The sequence below is a fragment of the Mycobacterium sp. NGS22 genome, from assembly GCF_059813095.1.
In genome coordinates this window covers 41,071-59,565 of record NZ_JCALDY010000015.1, presented here as the reverse complement: position 1 = coordinate 59,565, position 18,495 = coordinate 41,071, and the positions used below count along the sequence as shown (strand labels likewise).

Sequence of the window (18,495 nt, the reverse complement as noted above, 5' to 3'; positions counted from 1 at the left end):
TTTCACCGGTGGGCCGAAGCTTTCAGGAAGTTTCCAGCGCGGTGGATCGCCTCACGAGCCTCGGGCAGGATTCGGAACATGGCTTGGAACACGTGGATCTGTCCCCGGTACACCTGTATCTCAACGCTTGATCCGGCCGATCGGAGGCGGTCGGCAAGATGCCTCGAGTCATCGATCAACATTTCTCTTCCGCCTACCTGAATCAGGATCGGTGGCATGGACCTGAGGTCTGCGTCGAGCACGCTGATTCGCTCATTGCGGTGATCTGCACCAGCCACGTACAGGTCAAGAGCGCGGGCCGCGGACCGAGCAGAGGCGAAAGGATCACGGCGGCGAAGTTCGCGTGCCCTCGCGAGTTCACATGTCAGATCCAGGACCGGAGACATGAGAAGCATCGAATCCGGCAGCGGCAGTCCGTCACTACGTGCGCCAAGGGCGGTGGCCATCGTGAGCTGGCCGCCCGCCGAGTCCCCGGCCACCGCAACACCGCGTTCGCCGGAAGCCGAAGGCTGCCCTGTGACGAGCCAGCGGTATGCGTTCAGTGCATCGTCGGCGGCAGCGGGAAAGGGATAGCGTGGAGCTAGCCGATACCTCACCGCAAAGATGGGCCGACCGCTCGCGGAGGCAAGTTCACCGAGCAGGCCGCGGTGGGTAGCCGGTGAGCACATGGAGTAGGCGCCGCCATGAATGTAGAGCAACGGAACCGCGTGTGGATCGACTGCAGGAGAAGTGATCCAATCCCCGCGTATCTGATTCCCGGCGAACTCGGTATCTATTGTGCGAACCGCCACGCTTCGGCGGGGCCGCGATCCCACAAGCGCCATCCGGAGTACGCGATCCATCACCGCGAGGCCGTGGGCGCTCGACGGGATGAGTTGCGACAGCGGACGCAGTGTGTTTCGCGAAGTCATTGCCACGAAATGACTTGCAAGACTGGGGCGCCGGTCCGCCGCATCAGTGTTGGTCACCGTGCGCCAACGGATTCTGCGCGACGTTCAAATCGGTAATCGGAGAGCCGGAAGGTGCGGCTACGCCAGTAAGTCTCCAGGGTAGTTGACGGACGCAACGGAACATCGCCGTGTTTGTCGAAATAGTAACTGTTGGCATTGGAACAGCTCGGCTGCCAGAAAACCTGTCGATGTCGGCGGCTAACCATGTCACCGAAGTAGCGATCGTTCGCCTGCTGTCTGACCTCTACGTAATCAGCCTTCAGCGTGCGCGCACGACGAAGACAGCGGACGATATGCCGACTTTGCGCCTCGATGAGTGTGAAGTACGAGGAGCCGTTGTAACCATAGGGACCGAAGATATTGAAGTGATTCGGGAACCCTGGGACGCTCACACCCTCGAAGGCTTGGAGGCGGTGCTCATCCCACCAGGCAGACTGCTCCACTCCACCGCGTCCCTTCAGCACATAAGTCGGCATATTGCCCGACTCCATCACTTTGAACCCGGTGGCCAAGACCATGACATCGATCGGATAACTCTTGCCATCTTCAGTGTGAACCGAGGCATGGTCGACATGGGTGATGCCGCTGGTCTCGAGCGAAACATTGCGACGGTTGTACGTTGCGAGATAGGAATTGTGGAAACTCGGTCGCTTACAACCCAACGAATAGCGAGGAATGAGTTGGTCTCGAGTCACCGGATCGTCGACCGCCCGACGCATATAGCGTTTCGCCGCCTCTTCCATGAGGTCCGACACAGGGATCAACGAGTGAAAATGAGCTGCGATGGGAAATGTGAACTCGACGAACGCCTGACTCGCAGTGCGCGTCATCAGTTGTGCCCCTGGCACCAACCGCATCACTGTCGCGGCCCAGCTCGGTATGGAGAAATCCGGCTTCGGCAAGCAGTAAATCGGCGTTCGCTGGAAGACCGTCAGACTTGATGCGATCTTCGCGACTTCGGGAATCAGCTGCACCGCAGATGCCCCAGTCCCGATCACCGCCACCCGCTTACCGGTGAGATCTTTCGTATGGTCCCATCTGGCCGTATGCAGCGTCACGCCGGCGAAGTCGCGCACTCCTGGAATATCAGGCCACTTCGGCCGACTGAGAACGCCAGAGCAATTTATCACAAAACGCGCGGTCAGATTCTGACCAGAGGAGCAGCTCAGCCGCCATAGTGCGGCGCCTTCGTCGAAACAGGCTTCGTCCACAGTCGTGTTGAACCGGATGTAATTTTGGAGTCCGTATTTTTCTACACACCGCTCTGCATAAGCCTTCAACTCATCCCCGTGAGCGTAAGTACGTGACCAGGATGTTCGCATCTCATAAGAGAACTGGTAACTATAGGACGGAATATCGACCGCTATTCCCGGATACGTATTCCAGTGCCATGTACCGCCGACGCCATCGGCGTCATCGACTATAAGAAAGTCCGCAAATCCGGCCTTCAACAGGCTGATCGCTGTACCAATCCCAGAAAACCCGGCTCCGACTATTACAATTTCGTAGTGCTGCCCAGACTCAGAACCCATTACTTCCTCACGTGCGCTTTGATGTTTACCCTATCCGCTGCTGCAGTTCAGCGTGTTTGTGTCAACTTCAGGTCAGCATCGTCACGCCGAGTGATATCGTAATCCCGCATATCCAGACGGGACAGTTCCCTGGTGAACTGAGTCGCAAAGCCCGGATACATCGTGCCGTTATAGCCATCCTCTGTTAAATACCAGCTGCTGCAACCCGAGTTCCATGTCGTGCGTCGTAACCGCCGCTGAATATTGGAGTGGTACGCGTTTTGGCTATTCTCTTTCACATCCAGGGTATGGACTCCGTTACCTTGGTCGCGCAAGAGCTCGATCGCTTTTACGATGTAATCGATTGCCGCCTCCATATATAGAAGAGCGGAGTTGTGGCCAGGACCGGAATTAGGCCCGAAAGTGAAGAACAAATTCGGATACCCGGCCACACTCACGCTCTTGTAGGCAAATCTCCCCTCAGACCACGCGTCTTCGAGTTTTCGCCCGTCGCGCCCCAGGATCGGAAATGGCGTACCGCGTTTACACACATCGAAGCCTGTCGCGAATACTATGCAGTCCACCTCATGCTCGATGCCGTCGGCGGTTCGAATTCCGTTCGGAGCCAGTGTGGCGATCGGCCAGCTGACGAGTTTGCAGTTATCGGCCTGGAGAGCAGGGTAATAGTCGTTAGTCATAAGCATGCGTTTGCACCCAGGTCTGAACTGCGGTGTTAGCTGACGTCTCAACCAGGTATCCTTCACCTGCCGACGCAGATTCGCCTTCGCGGCCGCTTGGATGACAGATGTGGCAGCGGTATCCCAAACCATGCCCACGGCCATGACCTCATGCGCCCAAAACCACGCACCTCGTAGGGCCTGTTCGGTTGCCGGCATGCGCTTGAAAGTCGAACGCGCCCAGGCCGGATGCCGGAAATTCACCCTCGGTAGGACCCAGCCGGGCGTCCTCTGAAACACCTTGACCGACGCCGCCAACTGGACCAATTCGGGAACGATCTGCACAGCGCTCGCCCCGGTCCCGATAACCGCCACCCTCTTACCGCTCATGTCATAGGAGTGGTCCCACCGAGCACTGTGAATCTTTTTCCCCTCGTACGACTCGATGCCACGAATATCCGGGAAACTGGCGTCAGCAAGTGGTCCGCTAGCCATCACGACTGAACGGCCCCGATACCGCCTGCCGCCGGTCGTGTCGACAACCCACTCTCCGGCATCCTCGTCGAATTCCAGTGCACTCACGTCCGCACCGAAATGAATGAACCTCCCAAGATCGTATTTCGCGACAATCGCGTCGATATAGGCGAGGATCTCTGCGCTCCCCGAGTATGCGCGAGTCCAGCCTGGGTTCGGCTCGAACGAGTAGGAGTACAGCAATGACGGAATGTCGCAGGCGGCGCCGGGGTAAGTGTTGTCACGCCAGGTGCCCCCGACGCGATGTGATCGCTCCAAGATGACAAAGTCGTTAACGCCCGCTTGAAGCATTCTCATCGCCGTACCGATACCCGCGAAGCCGGCGCCGACGATCAAAGTCGTTACCGTGTCCGTCATTTAGCGACCGGTTCATAGGTCAGTTCATCCGTCCATGAAGGCGGTCGCCCGAGTACTTGCACGGGGAAGATGTCGATCGCATTGCCTAAGCGCTGGGAAACGAAGTGAAGGGGTTGGGACCGCTTGATCGAGGAGGACATGTGGGCCTTCAAGATGTGATATCCAGGCACCCTCCGCGTGTGCTCACTGCGGTCCCCGACATTGCCATATCGCGTCACCGCGTTGTACAGCTTCTCTTCGGATAGCCCCATCGCGTTGAGATTCATCAACATGCGCGTGAGAAGCGGTATATACAGCAACGCGCCAGTGAGAATACGGGGGTCCATCACAGCGCCGACCGTTTGGATTGCATGGATTCGCATGGGACTGGCGCCGAGGTCATTCAGGACTTGAAAACCTACTGCAAGGTGCCGCGATTCGTCGCTGTTGACCTTATTGAATACTTCCCCGCAAATTGGGTCGTCGACCTCATCAAGGAGAAATTTCAGCAGGGCCCCGTCCAGCGCGGTCTCCAGTGCGGGAATCGCGGCGCCGATGACAGTCAGAGGAAGAGCCTCAGCGTACCGATCTAGCCACTCGATCACGAGACGGATGTTCTTATTCGGTACAGGCTTTTCGCCTTCCTCGATCATGCCCCAGCGACGCATCAGAGCAAGTTCGGCGTTGGCGTGACGCTGCTCCTCGGCGTGAAAGTAACGGTAAATGTCTCCGAGCGCTTCGAAGGGCGCCTTCGGGGCCATCGCAGCAAAGGCGCGCGCTCCGACATGCTCAATCCACACCACGTCGGACATGAATTGCTTGAGTTTGGGACGCTGTTCGTCGGTGATCAACTCCGCACCAGGGGCGCCCCAATCGATATCGGCGAGAGCCCATTGCTTGTTCTTGATCGTCTCGAGCATGTCGCTATATGCGAACGCCATTTCACTGCTCCCTCTGTTCGGCTGGATCGTTCCATGAGGCCACGCGCTCCACCAGCCCCAACGCCCGCGTAAACTGACCGGGTAAAGCTCTTTTCAGTTGCCACAAAATTTTCGCGTCCAGTTGGGGCACTACATAGATTTGTCCGCGATCGTGCGCGTTCAAGGTCGTTCGAGCCACTTGATCCGGCGAAATGCCGGTCCACCTCATCAGGTTGGTCGCGAGTTTCGCCGCCGACTCCTCAATCTGAGGATTTTTGGCGATGTTCGTCTTGACGAAGGTGGGGCAAAGCACTGTGACATTGACGTTAGTACCGCTCAGTTCGGCCGCCAAGGTCTCGGACAGAGCGAGCACTCCGGCCTTACTCACGTTGTATGCCCCCATTCGGGGCGCCGAGCCGAAACTCGCGGCGGACGCCACATTGATCACTCCGCCACGGCCGTTGCTCCGGAGCCGGGGAACGAAAGTCTCGCACCCGTAGATAACACCCCAAAGGTTGACAGAAATCGCAGCGTTCCAGTCCTCGACCGACGTAGCGCCGATGCGATTGCCGCCCGCACCGATTCCGGCGTTGTTGATCACCAGGCTCGCCGCCTTGCCAAACCAGTCTTCACTGGCATCAGCGAGGTTACGGACCTGCTCAAGGTCGGTGACGTCGCATACGACGTCGAAACCCTCGCCGCCGGCCTGCCTCACCAACTCGGCCGACTCTTTCGCAGTGATGGGGTCTTTGTCCGCACACACAACACGTCCACCTCGGCGTGCAAGCTCAACGGCGAACGCGCGGCCGATACCGCTCCCTGCGCCTGTGACTACTGCGTGGGCGCGGTGGGTTCTACCTGGTGAACTACCGAACGGCAAGAACCTCATCTGCTTGCCTTTCGGATCGCGACACTGATTTCCGGTGCGGGAGACCATTGATTTGGGGGCATCAGCCACCATTGGTGTCGCATGCCACCAGTTTGGTCGTGAGCCCGACGTTTTGTCAAGATGTTTGATGTGCGGTCGAGAAACACGCGCTGGGGTGGTCGGACCGGTGCTGAGCGTCGAGCAGAGCGACGGCAGCAATTGATCGAGGCTGCGACCGAGATTTGGAGTGAGAGCGGTTGGGCCGCAGTGACTATGCGCGGCGTGTGCGCCCGGACAGGGCTCAACGATCGATACTTCTACGAGGACTTCAAGACGCGCGAGGATCTTCTCGTCGCAGCGTGGGATGGCGTTCGCAATGACATGCTCGGCGAGGTTTCCGCGCTCTTCGACGAGCGTGTGGATCGGCCGCCGATCGAAACCATCACCGCGGCGATCGCCATCGTGGTCGACCGGATCGCACGCGATCCTGGCCGGGCGCACATCCTCCTCGCTCAGCATGTAGGTAGCTCACCGCTGCAAGATCGCCGCGCTGTGGCGCTGCAGGAGGCAACGCAGTTGGTCGTCGAGGCAAGCCGGCCACATCTCAGAGAAGACGCCGACGAGACGGCCCTTCGTATGGACACTTTGGTTGCGGTGGGGGGGTTCGTCGAAGTCATCACGGCCTGGCACTCCGGTTTGCTCGCGGTGACCGAAAAGGAAGTGGTCGCGCACACGAGCCGACTGGCTGAAACCTTGGCTCAACGCTACGTCGTCAGCGGCTGAGGCTTAACCTTTCCGTGAGTTTCGAGGCCGACTGCACTTGTCTGTATGACTGTCGCCTTGACCCGCCACCGGGCATCCAATCCGTGACGACAGGCGCGCTGTCGATTGTTTGGAGGAACGACGCAGAAACAGTGTCTTTCTGCGTCGCCCTCCTCACGCACTTTTGCTACCCCGGCTGAGCGATGACCTTCTGTGAGCCGTCTTGGTCGAACAGTTCCTTGCTCCATCGCTCCAGGACCGCGGTGCTGTCCCAATCATCAGGGTGGAAGCCGGGGCGGTTGTACGAACGGAATCGCTGCAGCGCATCGGCGGTGAACATCGGGGTGCGACTGAAGCGACGTAGGCTACGCACCAACGTGACCGGGTTATACGAGGCCTTGTCAGAGGCCATCGACAGCGCAGTCTGCAGAATGAGTTCGCCGAACAGAATTGCAGAGGCGATCCGCATGCCCCGTACGCGGGTGCGCTCGGTGCCTCCAATCAGCCGATAGGCGTCGAAGGCGACGGCTTTGTGCTCCGACTCCTCGAACGCATGCCACAGCAGAATCGGTCGAACCTCTGTCTGTCCGATGAGCTTCTGCGCGTCATCGCTGGTGAGAATGATTTCAGCGAGCGTCGCGGTGTAGTGCTCCAATGCAGAGGTCATCGACAGCCGCATTTCTGGCGAAAAGCGCCGCTCCAATCGCTTGATCAGGCGTGCGACGTGGCGGTCGATCCGCGCGGTCGGATAACCCATGGCCTGGAGCCGTTCGTTGAGGAGCCGATGCTGGTGTCGGTGTGTGGCCTCTTGCCCGATGAAACCCTTGACCGCTGTCAGCAATTGGGGATCGTCGATGGAACTCTGGAAATACTTGACCGAGCGGATGAAGAAGTCTTCCCCTTCCGGGAAGGTCGCAGAAAGCACCGAGATGAAATGGCTCATCACCAGGTCGCCATCCACGAAGTGTCGCCGCTTCGTGGAGGTGGGCATGGGGAAACGAACGCGCCGGGGTTTTGGCAATACACGGCTCTTGGTCGAGGCTCGATCTTCCGGCATCTTGACGGGGTCCTTCCTCCGTTGCGTGATCTGACTTTAGGCCTTGTCACATGAGACTGCCAGAATGTAGGGCATGAGTCCAGCACGTGTTTATGGCGGGCTGTCCGCAACTCAACGCGATGCGCAGCGCCGCGCACTGCTGATTGACGCCGCGGTCGCGCTCATGGGCAAGCAGGGAGCCGCCGCGTGCACCGTGACCGCTGTGTGTACGGAGTCAGGAGTGACGAGCCGGTACTTCTACCAGCAGTTTCGCGACAGAGACGCGCTCCTGCGTGCGATGTTCACCAAGATCTCCACCACCTTCCAAGCCGTGATCACCAAGGCGATACCGGATGACACCGTTGCTCCTCAAGAACTCGCTTACGCTCCGATAAAGGCCCTGGTTCAGATGATCGAGAACGATCCCAGCATGGCCCGCATATTGTTTGTCGAATCGGGCGCTGAACCCCTGCTTCGGCAGCTGCGAAGCGAACTGATGTCCGAATTTGCGGAGCTCGTCCTCAGAGAGGCCCGCCTGCATCTCGATATACCCAGCGAGGTGATTCAGGTCGCAGATCTCGCCGCTACCTACGGTGTCGGGGGCCTGTTCGAGATTCTCCGTCGCTGGATAGACGGACAACTAAACCTATCGACCGAAGTGCTTATCGAGCATTGTGCGGGTTTTCTCGGCAGTCTTGGCCTGTATACCCTCGGCCAGAAACCTGACCCGGCCGCTTCGCACATCCAGGTCGATATCAACTCCCCGGCGGGCCACAACAGATGAGACCGGCGGTATTTTCGCCGACACGCTGCGGCGTCACGCTACCGAAGGCTGGTACACCACGATGTGGTCGAGTACGCGTTTGCTTAGCAAACCCCCTGTCGGCCCCGGTTCAATCCTGAGCAGCCTGCGCCGGTTGAAAAATGAGCAGATTTACGGGTTGAGTCATCCTTCCCAGGGTGGTCGCGCAGTGCAGCGTATTGACGACGCCTTCTGTATGGAGCTAGTGAAGTGATCCAGCGTGACGACGACGAATAACCCGGACGCGGACGCGACCAGCTGGCCGGTGGCTTCCTCGCGCAATTCTGTCCGCACTTCGAGTTTCCGGCCGGTTCTGGACACGAGCTCCGCGCTGACCTCGTAGGGAACCCCCAGCAATACCGGCGCGAAGAACTCGGTGTCGAGCTTACGGGTGACGGCCATCTCACCGACGACGTAGAGCAGCATGCCCACCGTGTCGTCAAGAACCGTCATGACTGCGCCGCCATGTGCGATCCCGGGTGCGCCGCGATGTCGGCCGTCGAAGATATGCCTGGCGCCCACCCCGTCGCCACGCCGACGCGCTCGCAGGCGATGACCGTGCGGATTGTCTGTGCCGCAACCAAGGCACCACGGATGGTGCGCATCGAGGTAGTCGCCGTCGGCGGCGATAACACGATTCTGAAAGTTATGCCACCACGCGATGGCCGAATCTTCTTCCGCTTGCTCGTCGATGACGAAATCCTCCTAAATAGGACCACGCAGTGCATGGACCACCATGCGACTGAAGAACTGCGCCGACGTCGGCTGGGCTGATCGCCCGAAGACAGTATGTAAAGGACTCGTTAGCCCGCCGAGATCATCGCTGCGGTACACCTTCCAGTTCCGTCACTATCAGCCATTTGGTCCTGCCCCGCAATACGCCCTCGACGCTGTCGCCGCATAGCTCGCCCGATAATGCTCGGGGTCGTCGTCGGTGCTATAGGGGTCATACCAAATCCTGTCCCCCACAGCGGTGACGGTCAACCTCGCCTTCTGCACAAGGGTCACGAACGTCACCGACCGCGTTCTGGGCGAAGCGCTGAACATCGTCATGCTGCCAATCGAGAAACCAGTAGTCTTCAGGAAACTCGATTGATTTGAAGTGCCACTCACAGATAGCCTTTCAGATGAGCTTCGATGCCGGTATCGACAGTGCCAACGGATCGACTGGCCGTTTCGAGGGCTTCGACGAGGCGCGTTTCGGCGTCCGGGATCGTCGCGGCGACTTTGGCCGCAGCTAGACTACGACTCCGTAGCGATGTGCCGGCATCCGTGGCTGCGGCCGCAAGCGTAGACCACGCTTTGGAAGCATGTCGGGCCGCGGCAGCCGCTTCGGCAGTGGCGGCGTCATCTAGGAGATCGGCGATGTTCTGGCAACCGTCTGCCTGCAGCGTACGAAAGAGCCCGCCGCCGGTACCGGCTTTCTCGATGAACGCCCCGAGCCCGAACAATGCCGCGGTCAGGGCATCGTCATCGAACAGCGTTGGCCAATGCCCTACGTCATCGGCGAAGTCCTGCACACCCTTCAAACCGGAAGATTCGACTTCAGCTGCCTCGATGCGCAGTAGCGGCGCACCTACGGCACCGCCGCGCATGAACGCTGCGCTCGCGGCGAGTGCAGCGGCCGCGATCGGCCCAAGGTCTGGCACTCGCTCTGGCCAGTCGACGTGATATGTGGTGTGCCGGGTAGGTGTGGGAAACCCGACCGAGGACCGCGCCCGGCGTAGGTCGTCGTAGGCCACCGTCTGGGTTGTCTCGCGGTCATTATCGACCACATAGGCGACCCGTTGTTCGTCATCGTATCCGGTGATGACAATGTCGTGACGGCTCATGTGCAATCGGACGCGCAGGTAAGGAAGTTCGCCGATGTCAGCCCAGACCATGACGGGTCGACCTTTGTCGATTTCGTCGGTCACAAATGCCCATCCCACGTCCGGGTCATCGGTCGATCGCACGACGAACTTTGCGCCAACCCGGGAGAGGTAATCCTGTTCCAGGTCGCTTCCTCGTCCTACCAGGTACACCTGGGGGAACAACTGCGTAGAGCGGACGTACGAGAAGTCCAAGACTCCGCCGAGGGTGAAGACCAATCCTTCACTGAGTGCTTCTGTCCCCCATCCGAGTTGGGCCCATTCAGTAAGGTCACGAAGCGCACCGGAACCACAGTGCCCTCCCCTCCTATGGGGATAGGGAACTTGAATCCTCGTCATCGCCGCTTCCTTCCTTGTCAGTAGCACTGTTGAGACTCGTCAAAAGCTACGTTTCATCACGGCTTCCCGGCTGACAGTAGGTGCCAACACCAACACGCGTGACCGCAGCCAACCTCAGCCGCGCATCTCGACAGCCTATGGCGATGGGGCACATTGACTTTCGATCGCTAGTCCTGCATCAACACGTCAACGGTAAGAGCCACAGACGCGCAGCACTCAACCGTTGTACTCAGCTCGCTTGCTCCCGTGGTCGCGCTCCCGCGCTTCGGCTGCTTTATCAGAATCGGATGAGTCCTCGGATGTTGCGGCCCGATCGCATATCCGCGTAGCCTTCGTTGATCTGATCGAGGGTGTACTCACGGGTGATCAGCTCATCCAGCTTGAGGTGTCCGGCGTTGTAGAGCTCGACGAGCCGCGGGATGTCGTGGGCGGCGTTCGAAGAACCGTACAGAGCGCCGCGGATCTGCTTTTCATACAGCGTCAATTCCAGCAGTGAACCCGACATCGAGGTGTCTTCGGGGTGCCCGATCGCGGTAACGACCACACGGCCGCGTTTACCGACCAAGGACAGCGCCTCGCCGATGTAGGACCCTTCGGCGACATCGGTGGTCAAGACGCAGACATCGGCGAGTTTGCCGCGGGTGATGTCACTGATCAGTGACCAGGCCTCGTCGATCGTGGCAACGGCATGCGTCGCACCGAAACCGCCGGCTTGTTCACGCTTGAACGCCACCGGATCGACAGCCACGATGTTCAACGCGCCCGCGATGCGGGCACCCTGAATCGCATTCATGCCGATGCCACCGGCTCCGATCACCGCCACGGTATCCCCGGCACGCACCTCACCGGTGCGCACCGCCGACCCGTACCCGGTCGTCACACCACACCCGATCAACGCCGCCTTGTCCAGCGGTGTCCCCTGGTCGATTTTGACCAGAGACGCCTTGGGGACCACGGTGTATTCCGAGAACGTGCCCAGCAGGCACATCTGGCCGACGTCCTCACCCCTGGCATGGAAACGGTAAGTGCCGTCGATCTGGGGTCCCATCATGAGCGCGGCACCCAAGTCGCACATGTTCCCCATCCCCCGCGCGCAATAGGAACAGTGCCCGCACGACGGCAGGAACGTCAGGATCACCGAATCGCCCTCGGCGACGTTCTCGACACCCGCACCCACTTCGACCACGGTGCCGGCACCCTCGTGGCCACCGACGACGGGCAGCGGAATGGGCAGGTCGCCGGTCACGAGGTGTTCGTCGGAATGGCACAACCCGGTCGCGGTCAGCTGGACGAGCACTTCATCGGGGCCGGGAGGATCCAACTCGATGTCCTCGACTTCCCACTTTTCTCCTAGGCCCCACAGCACTGCAGCACGTGTCTTCATGTGTGTCTCCTTAACGTCAGTGTTTCGGTCGCAGTGGATTGATGATTCACGCCAGCGTCTCGATGATGAGGTCACCGTCGGCGAACTGGCGGCGCAGCTTCTTCTTGTCGAACTTGCCAGTGGAAGTCAGCGGAATGTCGGTGACGAACGCCCACCGTTCCGGTAGCCACCACTTGGCCACCCGCGCACGCAGAAATTCGGTCAGCTCCGCCGCGGTGGCGGTGCGGGCGGCAGCCAGGACGACCACCGCCAGCGGCCGTTCCTGCCACTTGTCGTCGGGCACTCCAATCACCGTGGCGGTGCGCACCGCAGGGTGAGCGGCCAACTCGTTCTCCAATTCCACCGAGGAGATCCATTCGCCCCCGGACTTGATGACATCCTTGGAGCGGTCGGTCAGCGCGATGAGCGCGTCCGCGCTGATCGTCCCGACGTCCCCGGTACGCAACCACCCGTCCGGCGACGCCGCCGGACTGTCATTCTCGTAATACGACTGAGTGATCCACGGGCCGCGGACTTGAATCTCCCCCACCGATTTTCCGTCCCACGGTTGTTCTGCACCGCTGTCATCGACGATGCGGGCCTGCACACCGGCCACCACCCGGCCTTGGGTTGCGCGCAGGTGAAGCGACCTCTCCGGGGTATCAGAACTCCGCGGCAGAGCGACCGAGGCCAGCGGGGAAGTCTCAGTCATCCCCCAAGCCTGCACAATGCGGATGCCCAGCTCGTCATAGGCGGTCATCAACGACCGCGGAACCGCCGAACCACCGCAGGCCACCATCTTCAGCGAACTCACGTCATGGCCAGGATTGTCGCGCAAGTAATGCAGAACATCGGTCCAGATTGTCGGCACCGCCCCCGCCATCGTCGGCCGCACCGCCTCGATCATCTCCACCAAAGGCCCCGCCTGCAGGAAACGGTCAGGCAGCAGAAGCTGCGCGCCGGCCATCATCGCCGCATACGGCAACCCCCACGCGTTGGCGTGGAACATCGGAACGATCGCCAACACCGTGTCGTCATGACCGATGCCCAAGGCATTCGAGGTGCACGCCGCCTGAGAGTGCAACCACGTCGAACGATGGCTGTAGACAACACCTTTCGGGTGCCCGGTGGTACCGCTCGTATAGCACATCGCTGCAGCCGACCGCTCATCGACATCGGGCCACTCGAACGTACTCGACTGGGCGGCCACCACATCGTCGTACCGTAGGACGTCCTTTCCGCACCCCTCGACCGCGGCAAGATCGCCGGTTCCGGTCACTAGCACCGTGCGCACCGAGGTCATCGACGGCAACGCCGCCGCCAAAAGGGCAAGCACCGTACTGTCGACGATGATCACCCGATCCTCGGCATGATTGGCGATCCACGTCAGCTGTTCCGGCGGCAGCCGCAGGTTCAACGTATGCAGCACCGCGCCCATCGACGGCACCGCCGCGTAACAGTCCAGATGCTCCTGGTTGCTCCATTGCAGCGTCGCGACACGCTCATCTCCACGGATGCCGATCTGGCGCAAAGCATTTGCCAACCGTGCCGCACGCTCACCCACCTCGCGATAGGACACCCCAGAGATCTGCCGGGGTCCGCGCGCAGTCAGCACCTCGCGATCGCCATGGACTGCCGAAGCATGGGCCACGATCGCGGGCACAGTCAACGCAACGTCCTGCATCGTGCTCCTCATCGCACACCCGCCCTACAGCCCGCGGTGAGGCGAGGGTCACGCATCGATGAGGTCCTGCCGATTCTGGCTCTCCAGCATCAACCGGTACTCGGGGAACAGGTTCTTGGCCTGCGGGATCAACTTGATCAACTTCGGCACCGGACCTTTCGCACGTACCGTTCCCTTGGCCATCGCCATCGTCAAGTTCACCTTCCCCAACCAGAACTTGTTCCCCGTGTCTGCCGACATGAACAACTCCACGTTGGGCACCGCGGTACTGGCCGCTCCGGTCTCCACCACCTTGTTCGGCATGTCCACCGTCACAACCGCATCCGGATCTGTGTAATGCACCCGCAACACCACACCCGAATTCGCGAGCTTGTCCGCCAGACCCTCCTTCTCCAAACCCCGCCGAAAGATCCCGCCCAGGAAGGCATAGACCTCGTCCTCGTCCCTAAATACCGCCACCGTCAACCTCAACTAACCTCATTGTCAGAACAGAACAGAACAGAACAGGCACCGACTTCTGACGCTGCTCCTCCGGAAAGAATCGTCATGCTCGTTGGGAAACCCCACTAGGTCCTGATGCGCTGCGCCAAGGCGACCGCCGGGCAGCCGCTAGCGTTCCTTTGCCAGCGGGGCTGGATGGCAATTGTCACTGAAGTACCTCTCCAAGACACGCGTCGCATCCGCCGTCGTCGTTCCCACCGCCTACGCACCGCCGGCACCTCAGTCCGAGCCGGCGAGCACCAGTTCGGCCCGTTCGACGGCGACTTGCTGCGTGATGACCCGCTTGCTGAACATGAAGTCGCGGGGACGGTTGATGCAGTCGGCGGCAAGAAGCTCGCCGGCACGGAGGTAGAAGCAGGTGAAGTCGCGCTCCCGGGTCGGGTCGCCGCTGAGGACGACCTCGTCGTACCCGGTGTTGAGACCGGCGATCTGGAGCTTGAGGTCGTATTGATCTGACCAGAACCATGGAAGGGCCGCTATCTTCTTGGACTTCCCACAGACGGTCGCGGCGGCGACCTTGGCCTGCTCGGCCGCGCTCGGCACGGACTCCAGGCGGATGCGACGGCCGTAACGGGCCATGTCGTGGCTGGCGCAGTCCCCGGCGGCCACGATGTCGGGGTCGCTAGTCCGGGCCTGATCGTCGATCACGACGCCGTTGTCGACGACCAGGCCCGCGGTGGCGGCGAGCTCGGTGTTCGGCTCCACGCCGATGCCGACAATGACGAGGTCGGCGGGAATTGATTCGCCACCGGCCAGGATTACTTCGCGGACCCTGCCGTCGCCGGACAGAGCCTCGACCAGCGTGCCCGTCCGGATGTTGACGCCCTCCTCCCGGTGGATCCGGTCGAAGAACTCCGATACCTCCGGGGCGGTGACCCGTTCAAGGACGCGCCCGGTCGCCTCGAGCAGGGTGACCTCCAGACCCAGTGCACGCAACGAGGCGGCTGTCTCCAGTCCGATGTAGCCGCCGCCGACGATCACCGCCCGACGCCCGGGGCCGGCGGCCTCTCGGATCATCTCGCCGTCCGCGGCGGTGCGTAGGTAGAAGACTCCGGCCAGGTCCGCTCCCGGGGTGGGGAGCCGACGAGGCCGGGCGCCAGTGCACAGCGCGAGCTTGTCGTAGGGCAGTGCGTCGCCGGTACTCAGCACGACATGACCAGCCGAGCGGTCGACCGCCGCCACCGTCGCATCCAGGAGTCGGATCCGCTGCTTGGCGTAGAAATCCGAGTTGCGGATCGCGAGTTCGGCCAGTTCGCATTTGTCGGCCAGGTACGACTTGGACAGCGGGGGCCGCTGGTAGGGCAACGCCGACTCATCGCCGACGAGGACGATTTCGCCGTCCCACCCTTCTCGGCGAAGACTGGCGGCGAGCTGGGTGCCCGCGTGGCTGGCCCCCGCGATGACCGCTCGCTGCACGGTCATGCGCCACCTTTCGGGGTGAGGCGGACCATCAGCTTACTGATCCCCCTCACGAAGTTGGACTGCACGTACTCGGGCTCACCGACGACCTCGATGTTCTCGAACCGCGGAAGCAGCTCCTCCCACAGGATCCGCAACTGCATCTCGGCCAGCCGGTTACCCATACAGCGGTGCACGCCGAAACCGAAGGAGATGTGGTTACGGGCGTTGGCCCGATCGATAATCAGGTCATCGGGCCGATCGAACACGCGCTCGTCGCGGTTGCCCGAGGCGTACCACATCAGGACCTTGTCGCCCTTGCGGATGAACTGCCCGTTGAGCACAGTGTCGGCCTTGGCGATCCGGCGCATATGCGCGAGCGGGGTTTGCCACCGGATGATCTCCGAGACCATGTTGGGGATCAGCTCGGGGTTCGCCTTCAGCTTCTCAAACTGGTCAGGGAACTCGTTCAGCGCCAGAACACCACCGCTCATGGAATTGCGGGTCGTATCGTTGCCACCCACGATCAGCAATACCAAGTTGCCCAAGAACTCCATCGGGCGATCGATCAGGTCCTTGGTGCTCTCGTCGCTCTGCAACATGGTGATCAGATCGAAGCCGGGCAGCTCTCCGGCAGCTGTCCGGGCTGCCTTGTCCCGCCAGTGAGCGCTGAGACCTCTAGCCATATCGACCATGCCGCGAAATATCTCGTCGTTGTCCGAGGGCCCACCGTTGGCTTGCTCCATGGAGGTGGCGAGATCGGACCATTGGACGAGCTTGCGCCGCTGCTCGAACGGGAAGTCCAGCAGCGTGGCCAGCATGCGCGCGGTTAGCTCGATCGAGACGTGCTGCACCCAGTTGAACGGTTCGCCAAGCGGCAGAGCGTCGAGCACGTCTACCACCCGCTCGCGGATGAGGCCCTCCATCTCACGCAGGTTCTTCGGTGCGACCACACCCTGGACAGCCTGCCGTTGCCGGTCGTGTTTTGGGGGGTCCATCGCGATGAACATCGCAATGTCGAGGAAGCGCGGCGGGCTCCCGATGACGATGAACGGCTCGGAGGAGAAGACCTCGTGGTTCTTGTCGACGGCCACGATGTCGGCATGCCGCGTCACCGACCAGAACGGGCCGAACGCGCTGTGGGCCTGATAGTGCACGGGAGCCTCGTTGCGTAGGCGCTCGTAATAGGACTTCCAGCGACCCTGACGATAGAGGAAAGGATTGCTAAGGTCGATGTCGGTCAGTTCAACCTCGTCAGCCGGCGGGATCGGTCGCTCGATGAAGATTTTTTCACCGTTGGTGCCGGTGACCCAGCGCCGCGTTCTGTCGTAGAGGTGGGCGCCCTGGATTATTCGGTCCATCGGAATTGTTGCCTGAGCCTTGGCAGTGACTGCCTCGCGAATATTGCTCACGTCTCACCTCTCTTTCGTCATCACAGTTGGAACTCGGGCAGATGGACGATCAAACCGTCCCACGCCTCAGAGACCTGCATCTGGCAGGACAGCCGGGAGGTCGGCTGACGCTCGGGGTTCATCGCGAGCATCTCCTCTTCATTGGCCCCGGAGAGGCCGACCCGATCGGACCATTGCGGATCGACGATCACATGGCAGGTGCCGCACGCGGCTTCGCCTCCGCAGTCGCCGTCGATGCCGGGCACCGCATTGTTGGTCGCGACCCGCATCAGTGACTGACCTTCCTCGAGAGGCGCCTCATACTTCTCGCCGCCGTGGGAGACAAATGTGACAACTGCCATAGCCAGGCTCCTTGCGTGTCCTCAGTTACTTGACACAAGTCTTGCGCCAGATGAGCGCTGCGGCTATGTTCGCCGGAGTCAGAAACTTGTGATTTCGGCTCAAAGGGGCCATGGTCAGTGAACCCCAATGACGCGGGTGTGCCCCCACTCGCATTCGTGCAAATGCTCGAGAGCCCGGCGTTTGACCCAGACGCCGTCGCGCGGCTTCGCAACATCATGGCTCGCGAAGGAACCGACGAGGCGACGCTGATTCAGCGTGATATCCAGGCCCCGTTACGGTGGTTTCGTGAGGCGTACCCCGGTCTAGACATCGATCAGGCAACGCTGCTCGGATTTGCGTTAGCCGAACAGGCACAGTTGACGTCCTTCGGCCCGCTGAGTGTTCCGCTGGTCAGCGCGGGCTCAGTGGCCGAGATCGTAGAGCTGCTGACTTATCTGCCGTTGATCACGACGGCTGTCAAAGCACAGTTTCATCCAGATGACCAAGGCCTCACCGTCGGGCTCTGGGGACACACCAGCGATCGTGCCCTGGACTGCCTCGCCGTCACGTACGCCGGGTTGGCGTTGTTGCGACTGCTGGACATGCTCGTCCGTGCGGCGCCGACCCTCACACTCCACTTGAGTTGGCCAGCGCCCGCCGCCTTGAAAGATCGCGAGGACGACCTTACCGCCGGGCGCCTGTTCTTCGACGCTCCGATGTCCTTCCTCCATGTTCCCGCGGACACGCTCAACGAGGTGTGCCGGTTCTCCGATCCCGTCGCATACCGACTCGCCATCGTCGATCTGCAGCGAACTCTCGACCAGCGGAGCGAAACCACGTCGTTCTCGGAGAAGGTGAGACGGCTGCTGCAGAAGGAGCCCGGACGCCGAAGTAAACATTGGTTCGCACATGAGCTGTCGATGTCCACCAGCACACTCAAGCGGCGCCTCTCCGAAGAGGAGACCACCTTTCGCGAGTTGCGCCAAGCATTCCTGCGCGAGCGCGCGATGCTGCAGCTACTCGACCGATCCCTATCGGTGAGTGAGATCGCCACGGATCTCGGATACAGCGACCTCGCCAACTTCTCACACGCCTTCAAGCGATGGACCGGCCGCTCTCCGAGCGAGTTTCGGCTCTCACCACATTGAGCTGTCCCGGCGGGTCCGGAGATCCCGACCTTTGCGGCGTCTTTCTGCAGCGTCGCCTCTCC

General features: G+C 61.0%; 19 protein-coding genes. 5 read left to right on the top strand and 14 right to left on the bottom strand.

Features of this window, described 5'->3' with window-relative positions; genetic code table 11:
* Positions 1-2: 2 nt before the first annotated feature.
* Genes AC5Y47_RS15995 through AC5Y47_RS15975 form a run of 5 tightly spaced genes read right to left on the bottom strand, consistent with a single transcriptional unit; the run spans position 3 to position 5,817 of the window.
* Positions 3-968 (bottom strand): alpha/beta hydrolase, encoded by a 966-nt coding sequence (locus AC5Y47_RS15995; protein ID WP_012394814.1) that lies wholly within the window; start codon positions 966-968, stop codon positions 3-5.
* The gene (locus tag AC5Y47_RS15990; RefSeq protein WP_012394815.1) at positions 965-2,482 is read right to left on the bottom strand and encodes a flavin-containing monooxygenase; all 1,518 of its coding nucleotides are present in this window, start codon (positions 2,480-2,482) and stop codon (positions 965-967) included. The genes AC5Y47_RS15995 and AC5Y47_RS15990 overlap by 4 nt, the downstream gene beginning before the upstream one ends.
* 47 nt (positions 2,483-2,529) lie before the next feature.
* The gene (locus tag AC5Y47_RS15985; RefSeq protein ID WP_012394816.1) at positions 2,530-4,029 is read right to left on the bottom strand and encodes a flavin-containing monooxygenase; all 1,500 of its coding nucleotides are present in this window, start codon (positions 4,027-4,029) and stop codon (positions 2,530-2,532) included.
* On the bottom strand, positions 4,026-4,949 hold the full coding sequence (locus AC5Y47_RS15980; protein ID WP_012394817.1) for a hypothetical protein: 924 nt from the start codon (positions 4,947-4,949) through the stop codon (positions 4,026-4,028). Before AC5Y47_RS15980 ends, AC5Y47_RS15985 begins: the two co-directional genes overlap by 4 nt.
* Position 4,950: 1 nt before the next feature.
* On the bottom strand, positions 4,951-5,817 hold the full coding sequence (locus AC5Y47_RS15975; protein WP_012394818.1) for an SDR family NAD(P)-dependent oxidoreductase: 867 nt from the start codon (positions 5,815-5,817) through the stop codon (positions 4,951-4,953).
* 129 nt (positions 5,818-5,946) lie between these two features.
* Here AC5Y47_RS15975 and AC5Y47_RS15970 point away from each other — a divergent pair, with 129 nt between their 5' ends.
* A complete protein-coding gene (locus tag AC5Y47_RS15970; RefSeq protein WP_074319847.1) occupies positions 5,947-6,579 on the top strand; it encodes a TetR/AcrR family transcriptional regulator in 633 nt (210 codons plus the stop codon).
* Between the two features lie 166 nt (positions 6,580-6,745).
* Here the strand turns inward: AC5Y47_RS15970 and AC5Y47_RS15965 are convergent, their stop codons facing one another.
* The gene (locus tag AC5Y47_RS15965) at positions 6,746-7,615 is read right to left on the bottom strand and encodes a metal-dependent hydrolase (protein ID WP_012394820.1); all 870 of its coding nucleotides are present in this window, start codon (positions 7,613-7,615) and stop codon (positions 6,746-6,748) included.
* A 73-nt stretch (positions 7,616-7,688) separates the two neighbouring features.
* Between AC5Y47_RS15965 and AC5Y47_RS15960 the strand changes: the two genes are divergently transcribed.
* Positions 7,689-8,378, top strand: coding sequence for a TetR/AcrR family transcriptional regulator (locus AC5Y47_RS15960; protein WP_012394821.1), 690 nt, complete (start codon positions 7,689-7,691; stop codon positions 8,376-8,378).
* 162 nt (positions 8,379-8,540) lie between these two features.
* Here the strand turns inward: AC5Y47_RS15960 and AC5Y47_RS15955 are convergent, their stop codons facing one another.
* The gene (locus AC5Y47_RS15955; protein WP_016889187.1) at positions 8,541-8,918 is read right to left on the bottom strand and encodes a PaaI family thioesterase; all 378 of its coding nucleotides are present in this window, start codon (positions 8,916-8,918) and stop codon (positions 8,541-8,543) included.
* Here AC5Y47_RS15955 and AC5Y47_RS15950 point away from each other — a divergent pair.
* Positions 8,886-9,170: a hypothetical protein gene (locus AC5Y47_RS15950; RefSeq protein ID WP_012394823.1), complete on the top strand. Its 285-nt coding sequence runs from the start codon at positions 8,886-8,888 to the stop codon at positions 9,168-9,170. The genes AC5Y47_RS15955 and AC5Y47_RS15950 overlap by 33 nt on opposite strands.
* A gap of 199 nt (positions 9,171-9,369) precedes the next feature.
* Positions 9,370-9,492 (top strand): hypothetical protein, encoded by a 123-nt coding sequence (locus AC5Y47_RS15945; RefSeq protein ID WP_275941707.1) that lies wholly within the window; start codon positions 9,370-9,372, stop codon positions 9,490-9,492.
* Between the two features lie 13 nt (positions 9,493-9,505).
* Here the strand turns inward: AC5Y47_RS15945 and AC5Y47_RS15940 are convergent, their stop codons facing one another.
* The 7 genes from AC5Y47_RS15940 to AC5Y47_RS15910 all read right to left on the bottom strand — a co-directional run bounded on the left by AC5Y47_RS15940 (position 9,506) and on the right by AC5Y47_RS15910 (position 17,305).
* Positions 9,506-10,606: a BtrH N-terminal domain-containing protein gene (locus AC5Y47_RS15940; protein ID WP_042789224.1), complete on the bottom strand. Its 1,101-nt coding sequence runs from the start codon at positions 10,604-10,606 to the stop codon at positions 9,506-9,508.
* 277 nt (positions 10,607-10,883) lie between these two features.
* Positions 10,884-11,990: an NDMA-dependent alcohol dehydrogenase gene (locus tag AC5Y47_RS15935; protein WP_012394825.1), complete on the bottom strand. Its 1,107-nt coding sequence runs from the start codon at positions 11,988-11,990 to the stop codon at positions 10,884-10,886.
* Between the two features lie 46 nt (positions 11,991-12,036).
* Positions 12,037-13,653, bottom strand: coding sequence for a fatty acid--CoA ligase (locus AC5Y47_RS15930; protein WP_081283115.1), 1,617 nt, complete (start codon positions 13,651-13,653; stop codon positions 12,037-12,039).
* A 48-nt stretch (positions 13,654-13,701) separates the two neighbouring features.
* Positions 13,702-14,112, bottom strand: a complete 411-nt coding sequence (locus AC5Y47_RS15925; protein ID WP_016889191.1) for an SCP2 sterol-binding domain-containing protein — start codon at positions 14,110-14,112, stop codon at positions 13,702-13,704.
* 261 nt (positions 14,113-14,373) lie between these two features.
* The gene (locus AC5Y47_RS15920) at positions 14,374-15,576 is read right to left on the bottom strand and encodes an NAD(P)/FAD-dependent oxidoreductase (RefSeq protein ID WP_012394828.1); all 1,203 of its coding nucleotides are present in this window, start codon (positions 15,574-15,576) and stop codon (positions 14,374-14,376) included.
* Complete coding sequence (locus tag AC5Y47_RS15915; RefSeq protein WP_046188902.1) at positions 15,573-16,913, bottom strand: cytochrome P450; 1,341 nt, start codon at positions 16,911-16,913, stop codon at positions 15,573-15,575. Before AC5Y47_RS15915 ends, AC5Y47_RS15920 begins: the two co-directional genes overlap by 4 nt.
* Positions 16,914-16,984: 71 nt before the next feature.
* Positions 16,985-17,305, bottom strand: coding sequence for a 2Fe-2S iron-sulfur cluster-binding protein (locus tag AC5Y47_RS15910; protein ID WP_012394830.1), 321 nt, complete (start codon positions 17,303-17,305; stop codon positions 16,985-16,987).
* Positions 17,306-17,467: 162 nt separating this feature from the next.
* Here AC5Y47_RS15910 and AC5Y47_RS15905 point away from each other — a divergent pair, with 162 nt between their 5' ends.
* Positions 17,468-18,433, top strand: a complete 966-nt coding sequence (locus tag AC5Y47_RS15905; protein WP_046188922.1) for a helix-turn-helix transcriptional regulator — start codon at positions 17,468-17,470, stop codon at positions 18,431-18,433.
* Positions 18,434-18,495 lie beyond the last annotated feature (62 nt).

Bases quoted from the DNA above. Each gene is read 5' to 3' on its own strand.
- AC5Y47_RS15990 (WP_012394815.1), bottom strand. From the start codon at position 2,482: ATGGGTTCTGAGTCTGGGCAGCACTACGAAATTGTAATAGTCGGAGCC.
- AC5Y47_RS15985 (WP_012394816.1), bottom strand. From the start codon at position 4,029: ATGACGGACACGGTAACGACTTTGATCGTCGGCGCCGGCTTCGCGGGT.
- AC5Y47_RS15980 (WP_012394817.1), bottom strand. From the start codon at position 4,949: ATGGCGTTCGCATATAGCGACATGCTCGAGACGATCAAGAACAAGCAA.
- AC5Y47_RS15975 (WP_012394818.1), bottom strand. From the start codon at position 5,817: ATGAGGTTCTTGCCGTTCGGTAGTTCACCAGGTAGAACCCACCGCGCC.
- AC5Y47_RS15965 (WP_012394820.1), bottom strand. From the start codon at position 7,615: ATGCCGGAAGATCGAGCCTCGACCAAGAGCCGTGTATTGCCAAAACCC.
- AC5Y47_RS15960 (WP_012394821.1), top strand. From the start codon at position 7,689: ATGAGTCCAGCACGTGTTTATGGCGGGCTGTCCGCAACTCAACGCGAT.
- AC5Y47_RS15950 (WP_012394823.1), top strand. From the start codon at position 8,886: ATGTCGGCCGTCGAAGATATGCCTGGCGCCCACCCCGTCGCCACGCCG.
- AC5Y47_RS15940 (WP_042789224.1), bottom strand. From the start codon at position 10,606: ATGACGAGGATTCAAGTTCCCTATCCCCATAGGAGGGGAGGGCACTGT.
- AC5Y47_RS15935 (WP_012394825.1), bottom strand. From the start codon at position 11,990: ATGAAGACACGTGCTGCAGTGCTGTGGGGCCTAGGAGAAAAGTGGGAA.
- AC5Y47_RS15930 (WP_081283115.1), bottom strand. From the start codon at position 13,653: ATGCAGGACGTTGCGTTGACTGTGCCCGCGATCGTGGCCCATGCTTCG.
- AC5Y47_RS15920 (WP_012394828.1), bottom strand. From the start codon at position 15,576: ATGACCGTGCAGCGAGCGGTCATCGCGGGGGCCAGCCACGCGGGCACC.
- AC5Y47_RS15915 (WP_046188902.1), bottom strand. From the start codon at position 16,913: ATGGACCGAATAATCCAGGGCGCCCACCTCTACGACAGAACGCGGCGC.
- AC5Y47_RS15910 (WP_012394830.1), bottom strand. From the start codon at position 17,305: ATGGCAGTTGTCACATTTGTCTCCCACGGCGGCGAGAAGTATGAGGCG.
- AC5Y47_RS15905 (WP_046188922.1), top strand. From the start codon at position 17,468: ATGCTCGAGAGCCCGGCGTTTGACCCAGACGCCGTCGCGCGGCTTCGC.